Here is a 17393-nt window from a genome sequence, read left to right as displayed (position 1 = left end):
GATCAATAAACTCCTCCCGGATCTGTTCATCCAATGATAGAAAACGGCGGACATCCCCGCCTCATTCCCTTCTAATTTTAAGCATGAACAGGCCGATGAACTAACATGAACTGGCTTATTTCTTATACGAAATGGTTAACCTGGCAGCGAATTGTCGTTAACGTGCAGCTTGCGGTAAGCTACCGGCGTCAATCCCGTATCCTTTTTGAACATCATGCTGAACTGCGGCGGATTGCTGAACCCGCATTCCAGGGCAATTTCGGTCGCGCTCTGTTCCGTCTGGGCAAGCAGCTGCTTGGCCAACTGAATCCGGTTGCGGATAATATATTGCATGGGCGAATAACCCGATTGCTCCTTGAAGAAATGGCGAAAATGATCATAGCTGTAGCCTAAATGACGCGCCAGCTGAAACAAGTCGATTTTTTCGGTGCAGTACTGCTCCATATATTTTTGGGCGTAGCTTACCTTTTCGCTCGTTTCCCTTTCTGCCGGCCGCTTCATCTTCCTGCCCGCGGCGACGATTAACTGGCAAAGCAATCCATGCAAATTGAGGTCATAGTAAGGCTCTTTACTGCCCAACTCGCCCATCATTTGCTGCAAAATGTGCAGGACTGTGCCATCTTCATCCTCGTAAAGCCCATTATCCAGACTAAGACGTTCATGGTCGTAGAAGAAGCAGATAAAGAAAACTTCCGAGTCGGTCGTTCTATACTCATCGTGCTTGCATCCGGGCTGTATAATCGTGAACATGCGGCGGGCATAATGATAGCGCTCGGCGCCAATTTTCGTCGTCCCAGTCCCATCCACATAGTAGACAAGCTCATAATTCGAATGGCTGTGATCATCGATATGGCTGCCGCCCTCGCGGCCGACATGAAATAAAAAATCAAAAGAGACATTCACTTTTCATACCCCCGCCTTTAATGGAGCTCCTTCCCTGCTGCGCCGCCATAATCTCTGCCCGCCTGCACATCTTTCCCCTGCTTTCCCATCATCACAAATACGGCAATGCCGATCGCGCCGCATACGGCAGCTCCTAACAGCAGAGCGGACAGCGGGACGCTCCCCGAGAGCAAAGTGCTAAGTATCGGCGCCACTGTCCCGCGAATGCCGAACAAGAGCAAATGAAGCCCGAATACAACCGCCTCCCGCCCCGGGGCAAGGCGAAATACATAAGCTAAAATACCGATATCCCAAATGGCGTCGCCAAGGCCCTGTATACCGCTGCCGACCAGCACGGCCGGATAGTTGCCAAAAACGGCATATAGTAGCGGAACGACTGCAAATGCCGCAATGCCGTACACCATCGTATGTTTGGCAGAATAGCGGTCGATCACCCAGCCGACAACAAAGTAACTAGTTAAAAGACAGCTGTAATAAGCCACCCTGGCCAGGCCAATCTGCACATTGCTGAGCTGCAGCAGATCAACCTGGATAATTTGATAAAGCGGCGCAGCCAAAATATTGCCAAAGCCCGAAAATGTCGTAGCGAGCAAAAAAATGGCCAGCTCCTTGTTTTCCCTGACCAACTGCATTTGTTCCCGCAATGAAACGCGTTTTGCTTTTATTTTACGCGGCTCTGCAGTGCCGCTTTCCCGTACGCGCGAAAAAATCAGGATAGAGAGCACGCCCGTGATAGAAGCCACAATCAAAGGTCCTGAAGGCCCTGACGCGTCCGTCCAGCTGCCGATTACATAAGCAAGCGGGATCATAAGGATCCCCATCAGCACCCTCACATTGGCCATCAGCTTGCCGCGGTGCTGCGGCGGATAGAGCTGGGTAACCAGCGAAGCGTAAGCCGGCGCCTGCACCCCCATCAGCACTTGAAAAAACAGCGCTGTAATGACATAAACGACAGGCGCGCCAAAAAAAGCAGGCAGCAAAATAAGCGCCCTGCCGATTAAATTCGGAAGAACGACATAAGGCTTAGGCCTGCCCCGCTCAATAAATGAGGCCCATAATGGCGAAAACAGCAGCCCGACGGCCGGTGCAGCTGCCAGCATGCCCACTTGCAGGTTGGTCGCTCCCTCCCGGATCGCCATAGGCATGTAAAACTGATTGAACACAACATTGAACATGCTGAACATCATGGAAGCAGTCGCATCATAGCGAAAATTATTCCATGCAACCGGCTCCAGCTGGAGCTTTAACCGGGACAAAAACTTGGCTGCCATCCTGCTCTCTACCCTTCTCGTGTCACATTCTAATTTCATCCCACTAGTGCCTACAATAGCACGAACGGACGAGAAAGGAAACGAGGAAAATATTAGTGCATTATTCTATGATCGACGACAAAATTTGAGCTATATTTTTGGGTCAGGCATTGCTAGTTGGCCATATTCCTGTTATCCTTTTCTTTTAGAAGAAGAAACCATACTACACACACAAGAAGAACCTAAGGAGGACTTGAAATGGCATTAGTTTCAATGAAGGACATGCTGAACAAAGCACTTAAGGATGGCTACGCCGTTGGCCAGTTCAACATCAACAACCTGGAGTGGACACAAGCGATTCTCGCTGCTGCTGAAGAAGAAAAATCTCCAGTAATTCTTGGTGTTTCTGAAGGCGCGGCTCGTTATATGGGCGGATTTAAAGTAGTTACAGCAATGGTAGCTGCTCTTATTGAAGAAATGAAAATTACAGTTCCTGTTGCAACTCATTTGGATCATGGATCCAGCTTCGACAAATGTAAAGCGGCAATCGATGCAGGCTTTACTTCCGTTATGATCGACGCTTCCCATCACCCATTTGAAGAAAACGTGGAAATTACAAAAAAAGTAGTAGAATATGCACATAGCAAAGGCGTATCTGTAGAAGCTGAGCTGGGTACAGTCGGCGGCCAAGAGGACGACGTTGTTGCTGACGGCGTTATCTATGCAGATCCAAAAGAATGCGCAGATCTTGTCCAAAGAACTGGCATCGATTGCCTTGCTCCGGCGCTTGGCTCCGTACACGGCCCTTACAAAGGCGAGCCAAACCTCGGCTTCAAAGAAATGGAAGAAATCTGCAAATCGACTTCGCTTCCATTGGTTCTGCACGGCGGTACAGGCATTCCGGTTGAGCAAATTCAAAAATCGATCTCCCTGGGCACTGCAAAAATTAACGTAAACACCGAGAATCAAATCTCCTTCACGAAAGTTGCCCGTGAAATTTTGACAACTGATGCTGAAGTATACGATCCTCGTAAATTTTTGGGCCCTGGCCGCGAAGCGATCAAAGCAACAGTCATCGGAAAAATGCGCGAATTCGGCTCTTCCAACAAAGCCTAAGCATAGTAAAATCCCCGCAACTGCTAGTGGTTGCGGGGATTTTTTGTACAGCAAGCTGCAAAGCGAGCGGTTTTTCATCTAACGGAAGCTACAGACGTTATTTCGCCTATTTGCCCCCTTTTTGAATTCTAACGGATGTGGGCGACCTTAATTGGTCGTTTCTTACGAAATCGTGCCAAATATCAGCAAATAGCGGCGCATAGTTCCGTTACAATTTCAGATCGGCCAAATTTTCAAAAATAGCGGCCGTGATATCCGTTAGCGTTTGTTCATGCGCCAGGAGGCTGAACCCCCTCCCGGGGGGGAGCGGATATAATCAAGGCTATATGTAATACAGCTTGCCTGCCATACGTTAAACCCTTCAATATATACGGAAAAGAGCGATTCGATTTGCTCCTGCGCTTCCGCCGCACCAAGCTTCTCCTCTGCCGCGCTTGCTGCAAGGCTGCGCACCTGTGCACGCAGCTGCTTATAGAGCGCCGCCGCCTTCTTCGCTTGCGCGGGTGTAATGCCTTCCCGGCCATCCAATGAACGGAATGGGTTGTCCAAATTATCCGCCAGCCATTCCGGCTTGCGCGGCTGGTGGACAGACAATTATTAAACAAACTACATTGATTTACCTTTATTTATCACTTGAACTCTATTGAATTCGACATAATTAATTCAAAAAATTCTTCAAGAGTATTTGCTACTTTTTCAATTTCTTCGAATTCGGGCTCATATCCACGTACAATAGCACCTTTATCATTTGTTAAATCAATCGCATAGAAGGAATATCCACCATCAACTGACATAACTATTGGCAAGTAATTATCCCACCACGTAGTTATTTCTGATTTCCAAATATAATCATCCATTGCTGCTTCTAAGCTGAGCAATTCATATTCATTCCATTTAAATGCACTATCTGAGCTATTATTGAACTCATCCTCACAAATAAACCAAGTCTTCTCATTTGATGTAATACATTTTTCAACCACACTTAAAAAATCTAAATATTCATTAGGGATTTCTTTATATCTAGATATAATGCTACTATCTAAATTTAATTGAAACCCAGATTTTTTGGTTATATCCCAACCGTTTTCATTAGCCCAAAGAATAAATTCGCCAATTTTTTTATTCATATTCCACCTTCTAAGCATTTTCTAACCACTCCTGTTTAACTATCCTGACCTGTTAGTTGAACAAGGAGAAGGCAACTCTATATTATAGGCGTGAAACGTTATAAATTCTATAAGGTGGACAAAGGCAACCGACCTATTGGATCGGCTACCTACTCTTGTTCATTTATTGACTTTGTGCAATACGGAAAGCTTATATTTCACTTCTCCTGCCCGGATGACGCTGTTAGCCGGAATATCGGCCTGCTTGTCGAGGCGAACAACAACCCGGCTCGTATAGCCTTCTTGTTCAGCCGCTACATTGCCGCTTTGCTCTGGCCCAGAGCCGGTTCCTGTACTGCTCCCCGATTCGGATACGCGATTATTCGGAGTATCGGACTTTTCGCTGCTGGTAGCATCAGGCGTTTCTGCAGGCGTAGTTGCCGGTGGAGTCGCGGACTCCGTCACAGGTGCATCTGCAGATCCCGTCGGCAGCGCCGATACCCCGACTTGATTGCCCTCCGTATTGTCATCCGCCGCATCCGCGCTGCAGACAGGAAAGAACGCAAGCTTCGTATATTCAACTGCTTCAACACCCGGTGACTCTATCGTTATTGAACTCGGTGCAAAACGGGTGCAAGCTGCCGCGTCCTTGAACAAGAACACCAGGGAGGTCGTTGCCGCTTGCCCCCCGGACGCCGGGGTTTGCTCCACATATACGAGCGTATTCGGCTGAACGATGTCCGGTTCTGCCGAAGGCTTCACCTCAGGCAGAGCCGAACTCTCCTGATTCGTATCATCCTTGCCGGACAATGATATGAGGCCGGCAACGACCAGAGTAATGCCTAATGCAATAATGGTTGTAATCATCGTCATTTTACGATTCCGCCGGAAAAATTTGGCAATCGGCGAGGAAAGCTCCCGTTCAGCCTGCTTATATACAGCTGTGAGGGTAGCACCCGCCCTGTCGAGAAGCTGCTTCCGATTCGCCCGCTTTTTGAAAGCGTTGCGGTCATATTTCTTAAAATAACCGACTATGGCTGTCGAGTAGGCCGGCACGAAACCTCTTGGCCTCATGAAATCAGGGTGCTTCTCCGACCACTGGAAAAAGCGGTATACGGTCATCTTATTCGAAGCGTTCTGCTGCAAATAATCGAGCAGCTTCGCGTAATCTACCGTTTCCATATCCGAACTACGCAGAAAGGCAAGCGATAGCCGCGGATATCCGGCGGGCTCCAACTGTCCCGCCAATAGCCGGCGGCCGACCTGCTGCACCCTGTCAGTCTCTTCCGGGGACAATAGACTGAATAATTCTGCGGTCGGCTCCGGGAGCGCGAACCATTCATAGAGGGCAAACAGCTCAAAGGCGGCCGATTTCTGCCTTGTATCCTGCAGTTGTCCGTTCCAGCGCTTCAGCTGATCCTTATGCTGAAGGAATTCCGCAGACGCGAGCTGATCTTTGGAGAGCTTGTCCAGATCAAGCCCGGTAAGCATCGCGCGATAGACTTCAAATTCCATATCCTGGTAAAAGTAAATATCATCATGCGAAAGCGGCTGCTTCTCTATTCCTGACCGAGCTTCCTCTTTCAGCCTGCGCAGCTGCTCGAAAACTTTGCCTGCCGCCGCTATCGAGTGGCGCTCACCGGCAAGTTTCTCCATCAACTGCTCGCACGCAAGCGTATGAAACGATTCATAGCCGAAAAGCCCCGGGTGAGCGTTTCCCCACTGCTCGATCAGCTGAAGAACGCTTTTTGCTCCCGCTGCAGCCGTAAGCTTCTTCTCCAGAAAGGGAACGAACAAGCTGGCGGCTATCCTCGAATCAGTCAGCAGCTTTGCGAAGAACGTTTTGCTTAAGTCAGGGTTGCTTTCTACGGCAGCATAGAAGGAAGCGGCTAATTCCTGTTCGTTCTGCATATTCGCATTGTTAAGTGCCAGGATGAAAAAAGAGACCAATTTGCTTTTGATATTTTTGCCGTCGATTCGGTAATAATCCTTAAAAAAATCTACAATGAACGGTTCCGGCATTTGTCCTTGCCGCACACGATCGAACTCATAATCAAAGCGGGACAGGAACAAATCATTCAGCCGATTCTTGGAATCCAGCGAGCCGGATGGCTGCAAATAATCGAGCAGGCCTCGCAGCACTGCGGTTTTGTGCGTTTCATACAGCGTATCGTTGCCTTCCTCAATCTGATAGATGACGCATAGCTCATGATAGCTGGCCGCAGCGATTCGACGTTCAGGCCCCATGTCTTCCAGCATCACCTCAGCAAATTGGAAGAAGCTGTCCGCACGTTCAGGGCGATCTAGATTGTCCCATGCGAAATCCAAATACGGCTGGTCCATACTCTCTAAATCGACATTCATTATCCGGTCGTTAACAAAATCAAACGTATAATCCTTCTCGATGCTCCGGTCCCCCGGGCGCAGGCTCCCCTGCTCAACGAACGTAAGATGCACCGATTTTCGGCTTTGCGGCTCTTTCGCATACGTGATAAAGCCAAGCTGCTTGCGGTAGGCGTAGGGCAAGCTCGCATAAAGCAGCGCAAGCAGCTGCTTTGCTTTGATAGAAAGCTGTGCAATCGGCACATCGAGGGCAACGTAAATCTTCTTCTTGCCGCCGACTGCGGCCATCACCGCATACAGCAGCTGCTTAAATGGCTTCTCTCCTATATTCAATTGCGCTAATAGGGAGCGATAGGGCAATTTAGCCGCCGCCCCCGGTTGAATCGGCAGATTGGCCAATTCCGCAATTTCCGTGCCGTTATCGATATCATAGCTATCCGCAAAGAATGCTTGCAGCCAGTTCTCATAATCATTGTCCGATTCGCTCTCGTGACCGCTTGGAATAATATAGTTATGTGTAAAGAACGCACTGCGAAGTCCGGTGAAATCCGCTGCCTGATAGATGCTGCACCCGAGCACAATATCGCCATTATCCAGATGGAGCAAATGCATCGTTTCTGGATAAGCGGCTCCGTCCTTCTCGCCGCGGGCTGCCAGTTCGGTTGGGGCGTCATAGATACAGAGCGGATGAAGCACTTTTTTTATAAAAGAAGGGTCTAAGCCGCCGGATTTGGCGATCGTATCATAACCCTCAGCGGACCTGAAAATACCGCGTCTTTCCCGTGCATACATCTGCTGCTGGATCATCCTGCCGGGCTTAGAATCGCGCACTATTCTCTTCTCCCCTCGATGTAGTTCAGCTTATAAAGCAGCCAAATGAAGGGCTCGTCGACCCGGATTGGACTAACGACGGTTTGCAGCTTCTGATCCACGGGATTGCTGCCCAGCGCGGACACCGCATAATAAGCCGTATCTTTGAAATAGACGTCCATCGTCCCCTTGAACGGCCGATCGACCTTCTCGATGAACCGGCGGACTTCGCCGTCGATATTTTCGAATTCAGTCAGATTGAAATAATTCTGGTGCACGATATTATTAAAAATATTGCTGTTCGATTTAATGTATTCGCCATCCTCATCCTTCAAAGAATGAAGCATGTCGCTCTTCGTCAGCACGACGGCTGTCGGAATATCCGTTTTGTTGTTTTCCTGATAAGCGATGAAATCGCCGAACATCGTCAGTACGACATCGCGCGGCTCGTCGTATTGGGAGACCCATTCTCCCGGCTTATCGCCGAGGTTCATTCTGATTTTCTCGCGGATCGAACGAATTTGCAGCGGATCGACCATCAGTAGAATACCTGCCGAGTTTTTAATATGCTGACCGTGCAGGCCGAGATAATCCTGCTCTACCATTCCCTCGCCCGCCACGTCAAAAAATACGAGCGTCAGCGGCGGCTTCGTATCGTCTTTAAAGACGAATTGGAAGATGAACGGCTCCTGCATCTTCTCCTTCTGGGTGGATGCAAGCAGATCGCCGCGCTCGAATAACGGTTCCTCGTAATTGATGCGGAACTTGCGGCTGATCTCAGCGTTGAGCGGCATGCAGGCTGCGTCGAAATGGTCCGCAGTCGTGTTCTGCAGCGTATGGATCAATGAAGTCATATACACCGATTTGCCTACCTGGGAAGCGCCTATAATGGAAATAATGTTGCTGGGCACCTTGCCTGCCGTCACCGGAAGCTCGTTATGGCATCTCGGGCAAAGCCTTCTGCGGGTCAGCTCGCCGTAACGGTCGTTGATTCCGATCAGCACATGATCGGAGTATATCCGATGCTCTTCGGGCACGTCCTGCGGACGGAGCACCGCTTCCATATCATGCACGGAATCGAGGCCAAAGCGTTCGCGGTATTTGTTCAGCTCTTCGTCTTCTCCAAGCGCATAATCCTCATCGTCCTCACGGGAATGGGCAGCTCGAAAGACGACCTCATCCGGCGTGAATTTGCTGAAGCAGTAGGGACAGACAATATCGTAGAACAACGGCCGCTGCTTCGCCTCCGGCTTTTTTTTGAAAAGATCGAAAATGCCCATGCTCTTCTACCTCCTCTACACTGAAATCAACTCGTACATTTGCCCGTATGTCCGGCCATCGGTGAAAAACAACCGAATAAAATCCTGTTTGCCGACTTCAATGGCAGGCAGGACGGTTTTTCCCGCTGCAAATGTCGCGACAAACGGATACAACATACCATCATCTTTATTCGCGGGGTAACCGCCCTGCTTCTTCACGTAGCAGAGTACGTCCTTCGCGATCGGGACTTCTGTCGTCACCTGAATTTGAATCGTTTTGAACTTTCTCCAAAAACCGCTTTTATCCGAGATTGTATAATAAATTTTCGCCCTGCCGGCACTGATTTCTATGCTGTTCCCGCGATCATGTTGAAGGATAAGTTGCGGGCCGCCGCTCCCCTCCTGACAGGCATATACCGTAAAGGAATAACGCCCGATGCCTTCTATCCGGTTGTGGTAGCCGTTATTCGCTTTGTACTCCGCCCTTGTGTACAGCTTCAGATTGCCGGTATCTCCATCAGCGGCCTCCGCCTGCTCAGCTGAAGTTTTCCGGATGTAAACCGCTTCTATGCTCCGCGGCCAAATCCAGCGCAGCGTGCATCGGTCCTCCTCGACCTGGCGGGTCAAGCCGCTGATGACCGGAGAACCATCCTCCGCATCGATAAACTGCATTTATATCCGCCCCCCGCATCGTTTAAAATCCATGGCTACGGCTATCCTTCGTCCGTCCACCCATGCCGGCAGCGGGAATGTCACGGCTGCTGCCTTTTCTTCCGCCGCCCCGCGGCTTGGTGCCGTTATTCTCGCTAATTGGAACAATGAGCGTAAATAATCCGATGATGGCCGCCAGCACTAGCGCAGCGACAAACCGGGAGACTCCGTCTGTGAACGCATGCCCGGACAATCCATTATCCAGAATATAGCCTGCCAGCAAGCCGCCGACGATGCCGCCAGCGCCAAAACTTACCGCCAGGAAGCGGTTGTCGAACAACAATCCCAGCGATACCCCGACAGCTATTCCGATAATGCCCAGCGACAAAATACGCAGCAGCATGTAAAATGTGCTGTCCGCTATCGCATCTGTACGCTCTGTTAATAATGTTCGACTATCGAGCTTGTCGTATATATTTTGGAAGACGAGCGTCAGTCCGCTTGCTTCCGACACATCGTAATAGCTTCCTCCGGTGGAATCGGCGATTTGCTTCAGCAAAGCTGAGCCTTTGGCATCGGCAACGCTGAGGCCGACCGTATTTACGGCGATTTGCTTCTCTTTATAGGCGGCAATTTGCTGGTTGATATCCGATTCGCTGAAGCCGTCTGACAGCAGCATGACCATTGTGCCGCGATCGGCATTTTTCCTGCCTTCAATCGACTTCATCGTCTCTGCCAGCGCAAGGCTGAAGTCCGTTCCTCCGTCAGTTGGTTCGAGTGCATCGATTGCCGCATTCACCGACTTCTTGGCCTGCGTGCTCAGACTAACAAAAGGCTGCAGCAATTCAGCGGTACTGCTAAAAACAACTACAGCCACCTGTTTGCCGCTATCCATATTATTAATCAACTGCTTCGCTGCCGTATAGCGCTCGTTGTCAGGATCATTCTCCAGCATGCTTCCTGAATTATCGATAACAAGCACGATATCCTTCACCTGCTTCGCGCCGCTGAAATGCAGCCCGTAAATAAGCTGAAGCAGGCCGCCGACAACAAACAGCAGTACTAGCGTCGCAGGTACGAGCAGCTTCCAGGATAAACCGGAATAGCGCTGTCTCCAGGAAGACCCGTTTAACCGGGGCACAATCATTTCGGCAATCAGACAGGACAGTCCGATGCACAAAGCAAGAACGCCAAAATAGAGACCGACGACGATGAAGCGCGGCCAATTTCCCAATAGCGCGCCCAGCATAACTTCGCCGACCGCGAATCCAATTGCTCCGCCTATCAAGCTGAACAACAGAAGAAGCACATTTATTTTTCGTTGCATGAATGACAACCCCTTTTCCGCTTGCTAATGGACCGCAGCGATTATCCATGTATCCCGGTCAGCGAAGCTCAGGCAGAAGGGATGGATGAAGTGTGTGGAATTCGTACCCGTTCTGTAAATAGGTTTCATAATAGACTTTGCCGTTTCGATAATACATCAAATCTTCTAAATGAAATCCGCCCATTATATTCAATTTCTCGACTCCGCTGCTGCGCTTCTCGTGCACACAGCCCAGCTTGTAGATGCGTGACATTTCGTCAACGCCAAGAGCAAAGCGGATAAACTCGGTCTCCCGATCTCCGAACAAATATTTTTCCTCGTAACGATGCTCGTGCGTATAATCGAGAAGACGGATATGGATAACCGCGTTATCCTCCAGCGTTCGGTACAGCCTGTGGAACAGCTCATCCCTCGATAGAGCTTTGCGATTGCTGTAATCAACGGATACATTCGCCCGCAGCAGAAGTTCCTCTTCGAAAGTCTGGACAAAGGGCTCTGCGGTCAAAATGAGTTTACGGCATATACCGATCAGGCGCTCTGCAAATGCGTGTCCGCCTTGCTCAAGAGGCTCCATCACATTGCCCATAAATCGTTCCTCGAAGAACGCCGATGCGCCGCGCTTCTCTTCGATCTCCTTCATGACATTCTCGGTAACACGCTCATAATAATCGAATATGTTCTGCCCGATATAATCATCCGCCGATTGGATGCTTTGCAGCGCCGCTGCCTTGAACTCTTCCTCCAGCGTAGCCACTTGAACAACGCGGGTTCGGTATTCCTCATGCATTTGCTCCAGCTCGCCTGCAAACCTCCGGTATAAGGCAAGCTCCGTCTCCAATCGCAACTGCTGCCACTTCTGCAGATAGACCGTATCGAATAATGCGCGAATAAAGGCGCGTAAATTTTGCTTGTCCATAAATGGAATCCGTTGGAACTTCAAGTCCTCAACGCGTATTTCCCGGGTACGATCAAGCTCCTCCCGGGCGAGATCGATTTCTCTGGCCAAATCGCGCATTCGGGAGCGCACGGCCTCCAGCACACTGCCTGCCTCATTCTTCTCGCTGGTCCAGTCGGACATCTGATAGAAACTGATCTGCGGATGCTCCTTCATAGCGCGGTTAACGGTACGCCGCAGCTCTTCCGCAACTTGTACATACCCAAGGCGTTCCTCGGCCGAACGGATGAAATGCTTACAGAAGAATTCGGCGCAGCCATCGCCGAACAAAGCTTCCTCGGCCTCGCGCAGCGACATGCGCCGTAGTTGTTCATACCGAATGCCGCTCGTCAAGAGACCCTTCATATCGACAAGATTATCCTCGCCTGGAACAAGATCGGCCACTCGCTCCTCCAGCGCAGCGGAATCAAGCCCGAAGAAGGCCAGCTTCTCCTTCATGCTTGGTTGAGGCGCGTTTTGCAGCCGTGCGGTAATTTGCTTGAGAAAATGGTACAACACGGTTAAGGCAATCGAATAATTGGGACGTTTCACCTTAGCCAGTCCCGCCGAGACGAAACCCTGTCTTCCCGATTCGGACATCAGGCTGTTTTTGAAGGACGAATTGTTGTAGCTCACATCATTGGACTGGACCTGCGCATCTTTCCTTTTCCTGTTTTTCAACAGCAGAATGTGGCAAATGATCTCATAGTTGTCCCTCATCCCATTAAGGGTCGTAATCCCCCGCTCGTTGCGGTTGGACAAGACATAAACAAGGTCAAACAATGCAGACGGCTTATGAATGACCGGAATGGATAAGCCGTCTCCGGTCATCAGCAGCGGCGCGGAGTACGAGTAATCTGGCCGCTGCATCCCTTCAAGCTCGCGCAGGAAGCTGATTCCCGCCGCGCTGGCATAGCCGAACGTCTCCGATTGCTCCCGTTCGTTAATCAATGTGTACAAATCCATTTGCACCGATTTGAACAACTGCAGAAAAATCGATTGCGCAAGCAGCGATATTTCCGGAACAAGCACGTTCAACGGGTCGTCAACCCTGGTTATAACAGCCAAATGAAGACGATCGAAGGAGGCGTACAGGCGGCCGTAATCTGCGATCGTATCGCTGACCTGCCTAAGCGCCCTGTTGAGATCGACCAAATATTGCCCTTTCTCTTGAAAAGCGGCTCCTATGTCCTTGCGTCTTGTCCGGTTGTCGCTTTGCCCCGTCGTTATTCCGGTTAGCGCAACCTGCATGACCCTGGGAACGGATCGGCCATAATGAGCTCCGCGGTATGCTGAGGCGTGATCAGTCTCTTGGCCAATCGCGACGATGGCATCCGTTTCACCCGATGATACATGGAAGTAAATAACACCGGCATTGTTATCCCACTTCTGCTCATTCGAGTGAATCATCGGTTCGATCGCATGCCCTGCCTCATCGCCGATAAATAGAAACACGGTCGGATAATGAATGCTGCTCTGATCATCCTCAAGACCGCTTATCTGCTGCTCGGCCGCCGAATAGTCGGATGCGAAACGTTCCAGCAATTCTCTCATAGCTATTTCAACTTCCTGCGGATTTCATTAAGCTTTGTCGTCATTTCCTTGTAGAACCGGTGCATGTCCTCGCCGTTAGCCAGCTCGACCTTCTCGTATTCGAGACGCTCGCGCGCATCAAGGAATGTGGCCAGCAGCTCCTCAAGCTTGGCAAGCAGCAGTGCAGTATCCTCCGTTGCCGTAAGTTCCGTTACCCGGCGCGCCGCTTTGCGCATGAGCGTGCTGCGACTCTTCTCATCGAGATTGCGGAAGCTCTCGAATACCTCATACTCGACATAGCTGCTGCTCTTCATTAAATTAGCGAAAGGCGGCCAGGCTTCCTCCTCCGGCTCACGGTCGTACAAATAAAGCGCACCCTTCCTGCTGATCGTCTCCGTGTACAACGCCTCGATAAACTGATCGAGCCATTTCTCCTCATCCTGATGCTGAAGAAGCAGCTGCTCAAGCTCGGCCGACTTAACCGAAATGGACTCGTATTTCGCCAGTTCCTCACGGACCCGTCCCAGCAGCTCCGGCGAACGGATCAGATTTTCCTGCGCAAGCTCCTCGGTGAAGCTTCCGAATATATCCTTGGACGATTCGGGCTCCAGCCCTTCGGACAGAAGCCGCTTCAGCTCGTTCAACGCCCGTTTGACCTCGCCCAGATTCGGTTTTGCCGCATCCAGCTGCATATTGAAAGGTTTTAGCGTATCAGACAGCTGAAAAGGTTTCGTGAAACGAACGGAATATCGGCTGCTCGTGTTATTATCGATGCCTTTCTCTTCAATAACGCGGAAGCCCTCCGCTTTAACGAACTCGGCGCGTACCCTTGCGTTATAGCTTTTCACACGTGCATTGACGTACGTATCCCCCCAAGATTTCTCTGGAATCGGCGACGGCAAATACGTCCAATTGACCCGGTCGGTCTGCACCAGATGGCGCCCGATGCCTTCCTTGTCCAGAATCGTCCGTTCGTAGTTTTCCTCATATACCTTTAACGGGGTATAAACAAACAAAGGCACGCCATTTCTCGTATTCAGCCAGAAAATCCGGTTTTTGACTTCGCTTTCCTTGATCGTGAAGTGGGATTTGCCGATCGAGTTATTCTGATAGTTCCGGATACCCCGCAAAATGCTGGGCGCCTGCACCGGCACCGATACGAAGCCCCATGACGGTACATGCAGATTGCCAGAGCTGTTGCTGAGATGGAATACCGGCACGGCTTCCTCATCCAGTTTGCTCGCGATGTGGCGCTCGACAAATTTCTCGATTGATTCATCGTTCCCATATTTCATGACGAGGAATTCTTCCATCGATTTCGTAATCAGGTCGCCGAATTTATCGGTTAGAAATTCCGAGATCGAGCTGACGATATCGATTTCCTGCTCCTTCACCCATAGATTCGAATGATCCAGCAGCTCCTGTGTAAAGTCGCGGATCAGATCGTCCCCGTCTTTCTTATCCATTAAACGGCTGATAACATCGGAAATGTCCGGCACGCCGACAATATTCCAATAATAGGTTTTGTTCCCTTTATGATCAGCCTGCTCTTCTCCATTCGTGAGAATGTCGCCGTTTTTGGCAAAAATCGAATTAAGTACATTTAAAATTTCCGTGAACACGTTATAAATCCGGTTGTTCTCGTTGTTCAGCAGCTGGTGCAGATCCTCATAAAATTCAATCAGCTGCTCCATGCGCTCGACATCGGCATGCAGCCAGTACTCATTGATTTTCGCTTCGATATAGTTGTTTTTCTTCTTATCCTTGGACACGAACGCACTCTTCGCATCGCCCATGCGCTCCTCTGCCTGTTCTCTGGCCGCTTCGATTTCCCGCGGGAGCCGAAGCAGCCCCTCGCGCAGCGTCTCAATATAAGAGAGCAGCATCTTCAGCAGACAAAAGCCTTTCTCGGTATAGAGGAGACGGGATACATAGAACGGTCCCTGCTCCGGATGCAGGAACGTGCGGCGGATTTGATCGGTAAATTGCCCGACAATCTCGCCTGGAAGCTGTTTCTTGGCCTTGATATATTCCTCGCGCGCACGGGCCAGGAAGTTTTGCTCCAGCTCGGTATCCATGTTCACGGCTTGCATTTTGATCACGTTGTTGTAGCTCAGCCGTTCGCTGTTCTCGAAACCCGGCAGCGGCTCCGGCACGCGTGAATCGAACGTCTTCATCATCGTGTCGAGATCGATTCCAAGCTTGCGGGCAAACTTCTCCACGTCGTCCTGGCTTGGCGCTTTCTCGAACATTTTGTCCATTTTATTAAAGAGCCGGTAGGCCAAATACGTCGTCATTTCCTCGATCGGCAGCACCGCCGAAGATGCTCCTATAATGTTGTAATCGTAGTTTGCCGGATACATCTTGTTCATTTGGGCGATGTTCGTCCGAATGTTGCTGATATAATCATGAATGGCAAATTCTTCGCCGGACTGCTTTTCCTCGCTCGAAATAAAGTTCGTAATATTCTCTGCCGTCACGTTCATGCAGTAATCGTAAGCATTTTCGAGCAGCTTGCCTTCCGCATTGGTGGCTGAGATGAGATGGCATAAGTTGAATGGCGGAAGCGGCGAATTCACGGTGAGAATGCTGCCGTACTGCTGCTTGAATCGTTCTCCGCGGCTGTCCACATTCATCCAGTAGTCCAATTCCTTCAGTGCAGCATAGCCATTCTTCTTAATGTACTCGCGGGTATGATCGCTCAAGCTTTTATTGGCAAGGTTAATGTCCGGCGTGAACAAATAACCAAGCGTGTTTACCCGGTCAATACCTGCCGCGCCGTGATCGCGCTCAATAATGCCTCTGACGATATACGAAATATCGAGGAAGCAGCCACTGCCCGTTCCGCCGGATAAGCCGGTGAGTAGAAATACCATCAGCTTCTTATTCGTACCGACAGACAGCGTCTTGATTTTTTTGTCGATGCTCTGCACGACCTGGTTGATCTTCGTAAACAGCAGCAGCCGTCCTGCCTGGCGCACGCCGGCCGCACCGTTCATCCCATCGGTAATGCTCAGCTCCGGCGACAGCCAATCGGTTATGTAAGGCTCCAGAATACTGCGGTTTTGCAGCAGTCCTCCAACCTCGGCGTTGGACAGCAGCACGAATTCATTAATCGGATCCAGACCGATCCCTCTATACTTCTTGTTGCGGTCCTGTTCATTCGTTTCGAAGGCAAGGAATTCCACATTGTCGGGCTTATCGCGTTTTCTCTTTGAGACCGGATCCTCAGGCAGCTTAAAGCGGCGGTTGATCTGATATTTCAAGCGCAGCAGCGCATCGATGCCGGTACCGCCAAGTCCAATAATCAAGATCGGGTTATCAATCGTGTCCACCCGGATTTTCTCGCTGACAATGCCTCCGCCAAGCGAAACGTCAAGCTGCTGTATATGTTCCCTTACGATTGGTTTCATTCATTACGACCTCCTCAGATTATTCAACATCTTGAGTGGCTTCCGGTAAGCAATAAACTACATCGGAAGCATACGTTGGGCTCTATTTATACGAGATATTCGATAAATATCGTTTTGTCCACTTGCGCAAGCGTTACCGTAATGCGGTCCCCGCTCTTCATTTCCAATTCGCGGGATGCATTAACCGCCCTTCCCGACTTCTCAACCGTGCACGTGGAGCCGTTGTGCAGCACGATGCGGTCATTGCTGCCCGGTTTGAAGACCACTTTATCGGTTTCCTTCAGTTCGGGCGCCAGCTGCAGCAGCTGGTGGAGCAGCAGCTTGCCCTTGAAGGCAGACAGCTTCTTGTACTGCGGCGACGTTTTGTCGCCTGTGTTCTCATCCCGGATTTCAATGACGAGTTGCCCGACAAAACCGCGGTTCGCCTGCTTAAGGAGCCGGAGCACGAAATAGGCTGCTGCAAGCAAAACCGCCAGACCTATAACGCCTATAATGACGGGTACAACCGGGAATGGCTTCTCTTTGCCAGCCGGCTGAAATGTCGTATGACCCGCTGTCCCTGCCTTGGCCGTAATGGTAACCGGATCTGTTTCGCGGAAGAAGCTCTCCTCCTTGGCCTTTAATAGCCTCTCGGCATTCGCCGAGGCAGATGGGACAAGGGTTTCCTCATACCATCAAATTTGTTTTCCTCCTACTTGGGTAGGGGGATTTTTCAATTCATTCCATATTTCATAATGGGAAATATTAT

12 protein-coding genes are annotated in these 17393 nt (G+C 50.3%); 1 reads left to right on the top strand and 11 read right to left on the bottom strand.

Annotation, left to right across the window (positions count from 1 at the left end; translation table 11 throughout):
- Positions 1-135: 135 nt before the first annotated feature.
- Positions 136-903 carry a helix-turn-helix transcriptional regulator gene (locus tag ACFQ0N_RS31435; RefSeq protein WP_379333980.1) on the bottom strand — a complete coding sequence of 256 codons (768 nt, stop codon included), beginning with the start codon at positions 901-903 and terminating at the stop codon, positions 136-138.
- 17 nt (positions 904-920) lie between these two features.
- Positions 921-2174, bottom strand: a complete 1254-nt coding sequence (locus ACFQ0N_RS31430) for an MFS transporter (RefSeq protein WP_379333978.1) — start codon at positions 2172-2174, stop codon at positions 921-923.
- A gap of 237 nt (positions 2175-2411) precedes the next feature.
- Here ACFQ0N_RS31430 and ACFQ0N_RS31425 point away from each other — a divergent pair, with 237 nt between their 5' ends.
- Positions 2412-3269: a class II fructose-bisphosphate aldolase gene (locus tag ACFQ0N_RS31425; protein ID WP_379333976.1), complete on the top strand. Its 858-nt coding sequence runs from the start codon at positions 2412-2414 to the stop codon at positions 3267-3269.
- Positions 3270-3527: 258 nt separating this feature from the next.
- Here the strand turns inward: ACFQ0N_RS31425 and ACFQ0N_RS31420 are convergent, their stop codons facing one another.
- The 9 genes from ACFQ0N_RS31420 to ACFQ0N_RS31380 all read right to left on the bottom strand — a co-directional run bounded on the left by ACFQ0N_RS31420 (position 3528) and on the right by ACFQ0N_RS31380 (position 17091).
- Positions 3528-3863: a hypothetical protein gene (locus tag ACFQ0N_RS31420; protein WP_379333974.1), complete on the bottom strand. Its 336-nt coding sequence runs from the start codon at positions 3861-3863 to the stop codon at positions 3528-3530.
- A gap of 35 nt (positions 3864-3898) precedes the next feature.
- Positions 3899-4396 carry an SMI1/KNR4 family protein gene (locus ACFQ0N_RS31415; protein ID WP_379333972.1) on the bottom strand — a complete coding sequence of 166 codons (498 nt, stop codon included), beginning with the start codon at positions 4394-4396 and terminating at the stop codon, positions 3899-3901.
- Positions 4397-4555: 159 nt separating this feature from the next.
- Positions 4556-7549 (bottom strand): GAP1-N2 domain-containing protein, encoded by a 2994-nt coding sequence (locus tag ACFQ0N_RS31410; RefSeq protein WP_379333970.1) that lies wholly within the window; start codon positions 7547-7549, stop codon positions 4556-4558.
- A complete protein-coding gene (locus ACFQ0N_RS31405) occupies positions 7549-8808 on the bottom strand; it encodes a TRAFAC clade GTPase domain-containing protein (protein ID WP_379333968.1) in 1260 nt (419 codons plus the stop codon). Before ACFQ0N_RS31405 ends, ACFQ0N_RS31410 begins: the two co-directional genes overlap by 1 nt.
- A gap of 15 nt (positions 8809-8823) precedes the next feature.
- Positions 8824-9459, bottom strand: coding sequence for a beta-mannanase (locus ACFQ0N_RS31400; protein ID WP_379333966.1), 636 nt, complete (start codon positions 9457-9459; stop codon positions 8824-8826).
- 22 nt (positions 9460-9481) lie between these two features.
- On the bottom strand, positions 9482-10765 hold the full coding sequence (locus ACFQ0N_RS31395) for a VWA domain-containing protein (RefSeq protein WP_379333964.1): 1284 nt from the start codon (positions 10763-10765) through the stop codon (positions 9482-9484).
- A 58-nt stretch (positions 10766-10823) separates the two neighbouring features.
- Positions 10824-13253 (bottom strand): transcription initiation factor TFIID, encoded by a 2430-nt coding sequence (locus ACFQ0N_RS31390; RefSeq protein ID WP_379333962.1) that lies wholly within the window; start codon positions 13251-13253, stop codon positions 10824-10826.
- A gap of 2 nt (positions 13254-13255) precedes the next feature.
- Positions 13256-16645 (bottom strand): tubulin-like doman-containing protein, encoded by a 3390-nt coding sequence (locus tag ACFQ0N_RS31385; RefSeq protein ID WP_379333960.1) that lies wholly within the window; start codon positions 16643-16645, stop codon positions 13256-13258.
- Positions 16646-16731: 86 nt separating this feature from the next.
- The gene (locus ACFQ0N_RS31380) at positions 16732-17091 is read right to left on the bottom strand and encodes a hypothetical protein (RefSeq protein WP_379333958.1); all 360 of its coding nucleotides are present in this window, start codon (positions 17089-17091) and stop codon (positions 16732-16734) included.
- Positions 17092-17393: the final 302 nt, after the last annotated feature.

Source organism: Paenibacillus sp. GCM10027626 (genome assembly GCF_042676285.1).
Lineage (GTDB): Bacteria > Bacillota > Bacilli > Paenibacillales > Paenibacillaceae > Paenibacillus_Z.
The sequence above is the reverse complement of the archived record's forward strand: the minus strand, read 5'-3'. Positions and strand labels throughout refer to the sequence as shown.

Excerpts from the sequence above, each read along its gene's own strand:
- ACFQ0N_RS31430 (WP_379333978.1), bottom strand. The coding sequence starts at position 2,174 with ATGGCAGCCAAGTTTTTGTCCCGGTTAAAGCTCCAGCTGGAGCCGGTT.
- ACFQ0N_RS31425 (WP_379333976.1), top strand. The coding sequence starts at position 2,412 with ATGGCATTAGTTTCAATGAAGGACATGCTGAACAAAGCACTTAAGGAT.
- ACFQ0N_RS31415 (WP_379333972.1), bottom strand. The coding sequence starts at position 4,396 with ATGAATAAAAAAATTGGCGAATTTATTCTTTGGGCTAATGAAAACGGT.
- ACFQ0N_RS31405 (WP_379333968.1), bottom strand. The coding sequence starts at position 8,808 with ATGGGCATTTTCGATCTTTTCAAAAAAAAGCCGGAGGCGAAGCAGCGG.
- ACFQ0N_RS31400 (WP_379333966.1), bottom strand. The coding sequence starts at position 9,459 with ATGCAGTTTATCGATGCGGAGGATGGTTCTCCGGTCATCAGCGGCTTG.
- ACFQ0N_RS31395 (WP_379333964.1), bottom strand. The coding sequence starts at position 10,765 with ATGCAACGAAAAATAAATGTGCTTCTTCTGTTGTTCAGCTTGATAGGC.
- ACFQ0N_RS31390 (WP_379333962.1), bottom strand. The coding sequence starts at position 13,253 with ATGAGAGAATTGCTGGAACGTTTCGCATCCGACTATTCGGCGGCCGAG.
- ACFQ0N_RS31385 (WP_379333960.1), bottom strand. The coding sequence starts at position 16,645 with ATGAAACCAATCGTAAGGGAACATATACAGCAGCTTGACGTTTCGCTT.